This window comes from Actinosynnema sp. (assembly GCF_052038725.1).
Genome location: NZ_JBQGCX010001129.1, coordinates 1 through 7,493 on the forward strand (window position 1 = coordinate 1; position 7,493 = coordinate 7,493).

Annotated in this window: 5 protein-coding genes; 3 read left to right on the forward strand and 2 right to left on the reverse strand. The window is 73.9% G+C overall.

Translation table 11 applies throughout. The features are described from left to right. A partial coding sequence (locus tag ACTUAL_RS23795) for an alcohol dehydrogenase catalytic domain-containing protein (RefSeq protein ID WP_440901806.1) occupies window positions 1-629 on the reverse strand: 629 nt, incomplete at its 3' end. A gap of 300 nt (window positions 630-929) precedes the next feature. Here ACTUAL_RS23795 and ACTUAL_RS23800 point away from each other — a divergent pair. Further along, window positions 930-3,416 carry a glycoside hydrolase family 9 protein gene (locus tag ACTUAL_RS23800; protein WP_440901807.1) on the forward strand — a complete coding sequence of 829 codons (2,487 nt, stop codon included), beginning with the start codon at window positions 930-932 and terminating at the stop codon, window positions 3,414-3,416. A gap of 52 nt (window positions 3,417-3,468) precedes the next feature. On the opposite strand, the gene ACTUAL_RS23805 is transcribed toward ACTUAL_RS23800, so the two are convergent. Further along, window positions 3,469-4,161 carry an SDR family oxidoreductase gene (locus ACTUAL_RS23805; protein ID WP_440901808.1) on the reverse strand — a complete coding sequence of 231 codons (693 nt, stop codon included), beginning with the start codon at window positions 4,159-4,161 and terminating at the stop codon, window positions 3,469-3,471. Between the two features lie 115 nt (window positions 4,162-4,276). Between ACTUAL_RS23805 and ACTUAL_RS23810 the strand changes: the two genes are divergently transcribed. Beyond that, window positions 4,277-5,359, forward strand: a complete 1,083-nt coding sequence (locus ACTUAL_RS23810) for a serine hydrolase (protein WP_440901809.1) — start codon at window positions 4,277-4,279, stop codon at window positions 5,357-5,359. Window positions 5,360-5,607: 248 nt separating this feature from the next. Then, the gene (locus ACTUAL_RS23815; protein ID WP_440901810.1) at window positions 5,608-7,029 is read left to right on the forward strand and encodes a Dyp-type peroxidase; all 1,422 of its coding nucleotides are present in this window, start codon (window positions 5,608-5,610) and stop codon (window positions 7,027-7,029) included. The last annotated feature ends 464 nt before the right edge of the window (window positions 7,030-7,493 follow it).

Genomic DNA, 7,493 nt, shown 5'->3' on the forward strand with positions numbered 1-7,493 from the left:
ACCAGCTCGACCTTGCGCGCCCCACCCGCCGCGCCCACCACCTCCGCGCCCGCGGCCGTCGCCAGCTGGACCAGCAGGCTCCCCACCCCACCGGCCGCGGCGAGCACCAGCACCCGCTTCCCCGCCCCGCTCGCCGCGGCGCCGCCCAGCCCGACCGCAGGCTCGCCCACCGCGGCGCCGCTCTCCACAGGCTCGCCCACCGCAGGCCCTCCCACCGCCAACCCCGCCGCCGCCAGGTTCAGCACCGCCGTCCGCCCGTCCGCGATCAGCGCCGCCGCCTCGTCCAGCCCGACCCCGTCCGGCACCACCACCGCCTCCACCGCGTCCACCACCACCCGCTCGGCGTACCCCCCGCTCCCACCGGTGCTCGCCGCCACCGCCCGCCCCAGCAGCTCCCCGCCGACCCCCTCCCCCACCGCGGTCACCACTCCGGCCACCCCGCCACCCGGCACCAGCGGCACCCGAACCGGCCACGGAGCGTTACCGGCCCGCACCTGCGTTTCCACGAACGTGATCGCCGCCCACACCACCTCCACCAGCACCCGCCCCGCACCGGGCACCGGGTCGGGCGCCTGCTCCACCCGCAGCACCTCGGGCCCGCCGAACTCCGCCATCCGCACCAACCGCACCGCACTCCCCTTCCCGCGTCACCGGCCCCCCAGCCTGCGACGTGAACCGCACTGGAGGTCAAGCCCGTCCTTGTCCCGGCCCCGAACTGCGCCTACCCTCCCTGGGAGCGCTCCCAGGACCGTGTTCACCCGACGTCAGAGCAGACGGAGGAAGACCGCATGAGACCGCGCACCCCCGCCCCCCGGCGTGCGACAGCCATCTCGGCCGCACTGGCCCTCCTGGCGGCAGCGGCCACCGCGCCCCCCGCCACCGCGCAATCGGACCAGCGGGCGACCCCCGATCGGGCGCAGTCACCCAGCGTGACGCAGGCCTACGAGCGGATCGTCAACGGGTCGTTCGCCTCCGGCACCGCCGACCCCTGGTGGGCGGGCTCCGGCGTGACCAACCGGCTCGTCGACGGCGAGCTGTGCGCGCGGGTCCCCGGCGGCACCGCCAACCCGTGGGACGCCCTGATCGGCCAGAACGGCGTCCCGTTCGAGGCGGGCCAGCAGTACGTGCTGAAGTTCACCGCCCGCGCCGACCGCGCGCGCCCGGCCGCCGCCGCGCTCGGCGAGGGCGTCAGCCCGTACCGCCAGATCGCCAAGCAGGACGTGCAGCTCACCACCGAGCGCCAGAGCTTCACCTTCACCTTCACCTCGGAGCTGGACTTCCCCGACGCGGGAGCGGGCCAGCTGACCTTCCACCTCGGCGCGCTGGCCGAGGACAGCACGGTCTGCGTGGACGACGTCTCCCTCGTCGGCGGGGTGAAGCCGCCGGGCGGCGAGCCCACCGGCCCGTCGCGCAAGGTCCTCGTCGACCAGGTCGGCTACCTGCCGAAGGGCCCGAAGCGCGCCACCGCGCTGCACCCGTCGACCTCCCCGCAGCCGTGGACCCTGACCAGGGGCGGCGCCACCGTCGCGCGCGGCACCACCACCCCGAAGCCCGCCGACGCGGCCTCGGGCGACCCGGTGCACCTGGTCGACTTCTCCGCCGTGGAGACCGCGGGCGAGGGCTACGTGCTCACCGTCGGCGAGGAGTCGAGCTTCCCGTTCGACATCGGCACCTCCCACCTGGGGGACCTGCGCACCGACGCGCTGAAGTTCTTCTACCACCAGCGCAGCGGCACCCCGATCGAGGCCGCCCACGTGGGTGAGACCTACGCCCGCCCGGCCGGTCATGTCGACGTCGCCCCGAACAAGGGCGACAGCGCCGTCGGCTGCCTGGTGGACTGCGGCTACACCCTGGACGTGCGGGGCGGCTGGTACGACGCGGGCGACCACGGCAAGTACGTGGTCAACGGCGGCATCTCGGTCTGGCAGGTGCTCAACTCCTACGAGCGCGCCAAGCTCAAGGGCACCGAGGCGGCGCTCGGCGACGGGAAGCTGAACATCCCGGAGAGCGGCAACGGCGTGCCGGACGTGCTGGACGAGGCCCGCTGGGAGGTCGAGTTCCTGCTCCGGATGCAGGCCCCGGACGGCATGGTCCACCACAAGATCCACGACGTGAACTGGACCGGCCTCCCCCTGCTCCCGCACCAGGACCCGCAGGCCCGCAGGCTGTCCCCGACGAGCACCGCGGCGACCCTGAACACCGCGGCCGTGGCGGCGCAGGCCGCGCGGTTGTGGCGCTCGGTCGACCCGGCGTTCGCCGACCGCGCCCTCGCGGCGGCCGAGCGGGCCTACGCGGCGGCGAAGGCCAACCCGGCCAAGCTCGCCGACCCGAACGACGCCACCGGCGGCGGCGCGTACAACGACAACGACGTCAGCGACGAGTTCTACTGGGCGGCGGCCGAGCTGCTCACCACCACCGGCAAGTCCGGCTACCGCGCCGACGTCACCTCGTCGCCGCACTACAAGGCGGCGGCGCTGAACGGCCGCGGCGTCGACTGGGGGTACACCGCGCCGCTGGGCGACGTGACGCTCGCGCTGGTCCCGAACACCCTGCCCGCCGCCGACGTCGCGGCGACCAGGGCCCGGTTCGCGCAGGTCGCGGACGGGATGCTGGCGCAGGCGGCGGCGCAGAACTACCCGGCCCCGTACGACACCGCGACCTACGACTGGGGTTCGAACGGGCTGGTCGCCAACAACGGCGGCGTGCTCAGCATCGCGTTCGACCTGACCGGCCAGGCCAAGTACCGGGACGGCGCGTTCGAGGCGCTGCACTACCTGCTGGGCCGCAACCCGGTCGGGTACTCGTACGTCACCGGGTACGGGGAGCAGCCGGTGCGGAACGTGCACCACCGGCACTGGGCGAACCAGCTGGACCCGTCGCTGCCGATCGCGCCCCCCGGCGTGCTGTCGGGCGGTCCGAACAGCGCGCTGCAGGACCCGATCGCGGCCAGGCTGCTCCAGGGCTGCGCGCCGCAGAAGTGCTTCGTGGACCACATCGAGGCGTACTCGGTCAACGAGGTCACGGTGAACTGGAACTCGGCGCTGGTGTGGCTGGCCTCGTGGGCGGCGGAGGTCGCCGAGGCCCCGCAGCAGCCGGAGGGCGGCTGCTCGGTGTCGTACCAGGCCAACTCGTGGCAGGGCGGCTTCACCGCGAACCTGGTGGTGCGCAACACCGGCGCCACCGCGTGGACGGCCTGGGAGCTGGGCTTCTCGTTCCCCGGCGACCAGCGGATCACCCAGTCCTGGTCCGGGGTGTGGAGCCAGGAGGGCAGCCGGGTGCGCGCGACCAACGTGGCCTGGAACGGCGCGGTGCGGCCGGGCGGGTCGGTGACCCTCGGGTTCAACGGCTCGCACGGCGGGACCAACCAGCCGCCCGCGGCCTTCACGGTGAACGGGGCTCGCTGCTCGGTCGGGTAGGACGCGGTCGAGGTGTCTGGCGGGGCCGTCCGCGGTCCCGCCGGACCCGTCGCTAGCGGTGCGCGGCCTGCCCGACGGGCCGCAGCAGGATCTCGTTGACGTCCACGCCGGGCGGCTGCGAGACGGCGTACATGACGGCGCGGCCGACGTCCTCGGGCGCGAGCTTCGGGTCGTCCGCGCGCGAGGCGGGCACGCACCCGGTGTCGGTCAGCCCCGGCTGCACGACGGTGACCCGCACGCCGGTGCCGACGCACTCGGCCCGGAGGCCCTGCGCCAGCCCGGTGACGGCCCACTTGGTGGCCGAGTAGAGGGTCCCCGGCCGCACGCCGCGCCCGGAGGCGGAGCCGGTGAGCAGCAGGTGCCCGCGCGAGGCGATCAGGGCGGGCATGGCGGCGCGGGCGGTGAACGCGGGGCCGCACACGTTGGTGACGACCATGTCGGTCCAGGTGTCCGGCGGGTCGCCGTCGTCGGTGGTGAAGGAGGTGTCGACGCTGACCCCGGCGTTGGCGAGCACCACGTCGACCCGCCCCCACTCCGCCAGGACCCACTCGAACAGGCCGGAGACCTGCTCCCAGGAGCGGACGTCGCAGGCGCGGACGCGCACGTTCCCGCCCTCCCGGTGGCGCAGGGCGTCGACGTCGCGCGCGGCGAGCACGACCCGGTAGCCGTCCCGCTCGGCCATGCGCGCGGTGGCCGCGCCGATGCCCCGCGTTGCGCCCGTGATCACGAAAACCCCTGATTTCATGGGCGTCCACGCTACTGACTTCGGAATTCCGAAACTTTTTCACCAAAAAGAGTGACTGCGAGCAACCCTCTGTACTACTTCCCTCCGTACAGAACGGATGCAAGGTCACCTCAGCGTGACCGGCATCGACCGATTGGGGGATGTCATGGGGAGTGAGCAGTTCAAGCGCCGGGCCGCGCTGGGCCTCGGCGGCGCGGCGGCGGCCACGGTCGCGCTGGGCGGTGTCGCCTCGGCGCAGCCGACGGCCGCGAGCGAGGGCGTCGACTGGGAGTCGCTCATCCCGACCAGCGCGGACCTGTCCCGACTGAAGATCAACTGGACCTACCAGGCGCAGAAGGCGCTCGCGGGCGGCACCTGGTCCTCGCACATCGCGTTCAGCGACCCGGACGGCACGCTCAAGCCCGCCGTCGAGGACAACGCGGACCGCGTGGTCGAGGCGTACAGCGTCAACAAGATCGCGGTCGCGGTCGCGGTGCTGGACAAGGTCGACCGGGGGCTGCTCGCGCTCGACCAGCGGGTCGACGTGACCGAGGCCATCGTCATCCAGGACACCGACGGCATCTTCGGCCTGGACGGCGCGTACCCCAGCTCGGTGACGCTCGGGCACGTCCTGGCGACGCTGCTCACCGTCTCGGACAACACCGCGGTGCGGCTGTGCGGCCTGGTGGTCCCGGCGCTGGAGCTGAACGAGATCCTGCGGTCCAAGGGCTTCACGGCCACCCAGGTGGTGCCGGTGGCGAACCCGAACCGGTTCTTCCTCGGCACGACCACCCCGCGCGAGACGTTCACGCTGCTGCAGAAGCTGGTGCGCGGCGAGCTGCTGTCGGCGGCGTCCACGGCGCACCTGCTGACCGTGCTGCGGTCGCTGACCTCGTTCAACGACGGCATCCGGGCGCGGCTGACCTCCCCGGAGCGGTTGAACGTGGCCACCAAGGCGGGCTGGTTCGACGACGGGCGCAACGAGGCGGGCGTCGTGTTCGACGCCCAGGGCAAGCCGATGATCACCTACGCGCTGTTCGCGTCCGGCGCGTTCCGGGGCGACACGGCCTCGCACCTGGAGGACTACGGCGCCACCCACCCGGCCGCGCGCGCCCGCGCGGGCATCGGCCGGGCCATGTACGACTCGGTGCTGCGGGTCACCGCGAACACCCCCAGGGTGTTCCGCGCGCGCGGGCACCAGCCGTACAACGGCGGCTGATCGGGGAGTCCCGCTGTTCCGGCGGACTCGCGCCGTCGATTCGGCGGTGGTTCACCACGGCGTCGCCCGGCGGGCGCGGGAGTTCTTCCCGCCGGGCGCGCTCCCCGCCGCCGGTTTTGCGGTTTCCGCAGGTGGAAACCGGTGCGCGGAACACATCGGCGGGGAATTCGGCGAGGTCCGGTATCCACCCGGCCCCGTTCGCGCTCCTTGTTCCGCAGGGGGAGCCAACGGGGATCGGGGGATGCCGGATGACCGGGCTTGTGCGCCTGAACGCCGCTCGACCGGGCGAGTCGGACCCGCCGCTGCGGGTGTCGCGCGAGGTTCAGGGGAACGTGCTGGCCGCGTTCAACAAGGACCACCAGCAGCTCAGGTTCCTGCGGTTCGGGGACGCGCGGCTGGCGCGGACGTGGCTGGCCGGGATGCTCGGCCACGTGTCGGTGACCGCCGACGTCGAGGACTTCAACGAGGCGTTCTCGCTGGGGCGGGCGACGTTCGGCGAGGACCCGGCGACGCTGCGGGCGACCTGGGTGAACCTGTCGCTGACCGCGCCGGGCGTGCTGGCCGTGGCCGCCGACCCGACCGCGGCGGAGGCGGACCTGCGCGCGGTCGACCCGCTGCTGGTGGAGGGGGCGCTGGCGCGGGCGGGGGCGAACGGGGACACCGGGGAGTCCGGACCAGGGGGGTGGGTGTTCGGCGGGGCGGGGAGCGCGGTGCACGCGGTGGTCACGGTGGCCTCGGACACGCGGGAGCGGTTGCGGGCGACGACCCGGCAGCTGGACCTGCTGGACCGGTTGCTGGGGGTGCGGCGGCTGCACGTGCAGGACGGGGAGACTCTGCCGGGGGCGCTGGCCGGTCACGAGCACTTCGGCTACAAGGACGGGATCTCGCAGCCCGCCGTGCGCGGTTTCCACCGCGAGGACCCGGCCCGACCGGGGCGCAGGTTGGACCACCCTGGGGCGGTGCTGGTGAACGCGGGCGAGTTCGTGCTCGGGCACCGCACGGAGCGGGAGGTGGAGCCGGTGGTGGCCGCGTGGTTGAGGGACGGGTCGATCCAGGTGGTGCGCAGGCTGAGCCAGGACGTGGCCGGGTGGCGGGCGGCGGTGGAGGCGCACGCGTGGGCGATGGCGCCGGAGGTCGGGCCGGAGCGGATGGGGTCGCTGCTGGTGGGCAGGAGGCTGGACGGAACCCCGCTCGCGCGGCCGACCGGGCCGGTGGAGAACGACTTCGACTACGCGGACGACCCCCTGGGCACGACGACCCCGTGCACGTCCCACATCCGCAAGACGAACCCCCGCTCGTTCACGGACCCGTCCCCGAGGACGCACCGGATCATGCGCAGGGGCATCCCGTTCGGCCCGCCGCACGACGCGGAGCCGGGGGCGGAGCGGGGGTTGGTGTTCGTGGCGCACTGCACGTCGCTGGCGGAGCAGTTCGAGTTCCAGCAGCGGGCGTGGGCGAACGACCCGTCGTTCGCGGGCGGGGCGACGGGGGCGCCGACCGGGACGGACCCGGTGATCGGGGTCGAGGGCGGGGGGACGGTGGAGGCGGGAGGGAGCCGGGGCGAACTGGGCTTCCGGCGCTTCGTGCGCACCACGGGCGCGGTGTACGCCCTGGTGCCGTCGGTGAGCGCGCTGAGGCTGCTGGCAGCGGGCAGACCACTGCCCCGCTAGCGCCGGGGGAGCGCGCTCCCCCGGCGGGCCGGGCGTGACCGCCGTCCACGATCGGCCTGCCGGTGGGCTTGGGGGTGCCGGTGGCTTGGGGGTCCCGGTGGCTTGGGGGTCCCGGTGGCTGGCCTGCCGGTGGCTTGGGGAGGGCTTGCCCGCCGGGGCGGCCTCCTCCACACCAGCCGGTTGAACGGACCGTTCAACCGGATCGCACCACACCGCAGCACCACGCACTGCCACAACTGCACACCGCGCATTGCCCTACCACGCACCACCGCAACGCACACCGCGCACCGCGAACTGCCGCACCACCGCAACGCACACCGCGAACTGCCCCACCACGCACCGCCGCACCGCCGCACACGAGCCACCGCACAGCCGCACACGAGTCACCGCGCACGGCGCCACCGCGTACCGCGCCACCGCCACCCTCAGGTGGCCAAAGCTCGGTTGAACGGTCCGTTCAACGA

Coding starts and splice junctions, on each gene's coding strand:
- ACTUAL_RS23805 (WP_440901808.1), bottom strand. CDS start 4,161: ATGAAATCAGGGGTTTTCGTGATCACGGGCGCAACGCGGGGCATCGGC.
- ACTUAL_RS23815 (WP_440901810.1), top strand. CDS start 5,608: ATGACCGGGCTTGTGCGCCTGAACGCCGCTCGACCGGGCGAGTCGGAC.